This window comes from Francisella sp. 19X1-34 (assembly GCF_041102755.1).
In the GTDB taxonomy this organism is placed as follows: domain Bacteria; phylum Pseudomonadota; class Gammaproteobacteria; order Francisellales; family Francisellaceae; genus Francisella.
On the sequence record NZ_JBGCTX010000096.1, the window covers coordinates 2501 to 5264 of the forward strand.

The following is a 2764-nucleotide window of genomic DNA, read 5'->3' on the forward strand; positions in this document are numbered from 1 at the left end:
TTCGCTACGGATCCCTTATTCAGTTATCCTCGCCACTAAAAGTAACTCGCTGACCCATTATACAAAAGGTACGCAGTCACATTACTAAATAATGCTCCTACTGCTTGTATGCAAGCGGTTTCAGATTCTATTTCACTCCCTTTATAAGGGTTCTTTTCACCTTTCCCTCACGGTACTAGTTCACTATCGGTCATTCAGGAGTATTTAGCCTTGGAGGATGGTCCCCCCATATTCAGACAAGGTTCCACGTGCCCCGTCCTACTTGTTCGTATGCTTAGTTCCACTGTGATTATTTCGTATACGGGACTATCACCCTCTATCGTCAAGCTTCCCAACTTGTTCTACTATAATTACAGCTAAATCATACCAGGCTCTTCCCACTTCGCTCGCCGCTACTATGGGAATCTCATTTGATTTCTCTTCCTAAGGGTACTTAGATGTTTCAGTTCCCCTCGTTCGCTCTACACTCTATGTCGAGTGAGTACCTAGCTTATGCCAGGTGGGTTCCCCCATTCGGAAATCTCCGGATCAAAGTTTATTTACCAACTAACCGAAGCTTATCGCAGATTATCACGTCCTTCATCGCCTCTGAATGCCAAGGCATCCACCGCTTGCACTTATTCTCTTAAGTCTATTTCTATACTAAATTGTTAAATATCTCTATCTTCATGCAAATAAAATAATGGTGGAGCCAAGCGGGATCGAACCGCTGACCCCCTGCGTGCAAAGCAGGTGCTCTCCCAGCTGAGCTATGGCCCCAAAAAAACTGGTGGGTCTGAGTAGACTCGAACTACCGACCTCACCCTTATCAGGGGTGCGCTCTAACCAACTGAGCTACAGACCCGTATTCTATTTACACTAAAATATATTATCTACAAACACTAAGCTAAATAATCTAAGTAAGTAATTAAAGCTTATTCTATTTTTTTCGTATTTCCGTTAAGGAGGTGATCCAGCCGCAGGTTCCCCTACGGCTACCTTGTTACGACTTCACCCCAGTCATGAATCACTCCGTGGTAAACGCCCATTCGTTAAGCTATCTACTTCTGGAGCAACCCACTCCCATGGTGTGACGGGCGGTGTGTACAAGACCCGGGAACGTATTCACCGCAGTATTCTGACCTGCGATTACTAGCGATTCCGACTTCATGCAGTCGAGTTGCAGACTGCAATCCGGACTAAGAGTACCTTTCTGAGTTTCGCTCCAGCTCGCACCTTCGCAGCCCTCTGTAATACCCATTGTAGCACGTGTGTAGCCCTGGTCGTAAGGGCCATGATGACTTGACGTCGTCCCCACCTTCCTCCGCCTTGTCAGCGGCAGTCTCAATAGAGTACCCAACTTAATGATGGTAACTATCAATAGGGGTTGCGCTCGTTGCGGGACTTAACCCAACATTTCACAACACGAGCTGACGACAGCCGTGCAGCACCTGTCACTGCGTTCCCGAAGGCACCAATCTATCTCTAGAAAGTTCGCAGGATGTCAAGACCAGGTAAGGTTCTTCGCGTTGCATCGAATTAAACCACATGCTCCACCGCTTGTGCGGGTCCCCGTCAATTCCTTTGAGTTTTAGCCTTGCGGCCGTAGTCCCCAGGCGGAGTACTTAACGCGTTAGCTACGCCACTAGAGCCTTTACACCGACTCCAACAGCTAGTACTCATCGTTTACAGCGTGGACTACCAGGGTATCTAATCCTGTTTGATCCCCACGCTTTCGTCCCTCAGTGTCAGTATTGGTCCAGAATGTTGCCTTCGCCATTGGTGTTCCTTCTGATCTCTACGCATTTCACCGCTACACCAGAAATTCCCCATTCCTCTACCATACTCTAGTTTGCCAGTATCAAATGCAGTTCCAAGGTTGAGCCCTGGGCTTTCACATCTGACTTAACAAACCACCTACAGACCCTTTACGCCCAGTAATTCCGATTAACGCTCGGACCCCCCGTATTACCGCGGCTGCTGGCACGGAGTTAGCCGGTCCTTATTCTTTGGGTAACGTCCTTCCTACAAGCTATTAACTCATAAGCTTTCCTCCCCAACTAAAGTGCTTTACAACCCTAGAGCCTTCTTCACACACATGGCATTGCTGGATCAGGGTTTCCCCCATTGTCCAATATTCCCCACTGCTGCCTCCCGTAGGAGTTTGGGCCGTGTCTCAGTCCCAATGTGGCTGATCATCCTCTCAAATCAGCTATAGATCGTAGCCTTGGTAGGCCTTTACCCCACCAACAAGCTAATCTAACGCAGGCTCATCCATCTGCGGCAGCACAAAGGCCACCTTTAATCCGCAGATATTATGCGGTATTAACAGTCGTTTCCAACTGGTATCCCCCACAAATGGGCAGATTCCTACGCGTTACTCACCCGTCCGCCACTCGTCAGCAAAGAGCAAGCTCTTCCTGTTACCGTTCGACTTGCATGTGTTAAGCATGCCACCAGCGTTCAATCTGAGCCAGGATCAAACTCTTCAGTTTAATTCTCAAATTCTGACTCTAACTACTGATACTCAAATTCTTTAACAAAGTGTTTGTATATAATATATCTATTAAATATCTTAGAAGCCTTAGCTTCTTACCGTTAACATCACTCGTCAGCCGGTGAAGACATATAATACGCATCACTCCCTACAATTGCAAGTACTTTTTTAAAAAAATTTAAACTTTTTTAACTTTTCCATCTTTAGATATAAAATACCTAAATCAACCAATCCAAAACACTAAATGTCAAGATATAAACACCAAAAATTAACCCTTTTTACATCTTT

The 2764-nt window shown here is 46.2% G+C and carries 2 tRNA genes and 2 rRNA genes (1 of these 4 only partly in view); all 4 read right to left on the reverse strand.

Annotated features, from left to right (window positions below):
• A 23S ribosomal RNA gene (locus AB8E56_RS11045) occupies positions 1 to 631 on the reverse strand (it extends 2257 nt beyond the left edge of the window).
• 52 nt (positions 632 to 683) lie between these two features.
• Positions 684 to 759: transfer RNA gene (locus tag AB8E56_RS11050), tRNA-Ala, on the reverse strand.
• Between the two features lie 8 nt (positions 760 to 767).
• Positions 768 to 844: transfer RNA gene (locus AB8E56_RS11055), tRNA-Ile, on the reverse strand.
• Between the two features lie 96 nt (positions 845 to 940).
• Positions 941 to 2474 (reverse strand): 16S ribosomal RNA (locus tag AB8E56_RS11060).
• The 16S and 23S rRNA genes sit together here with 2 tRNA genes alongside, the layout of an rRNA operon.
• Between the last annotated feature and the right edge of the window lie 290 nt (positions 2475 to 2764).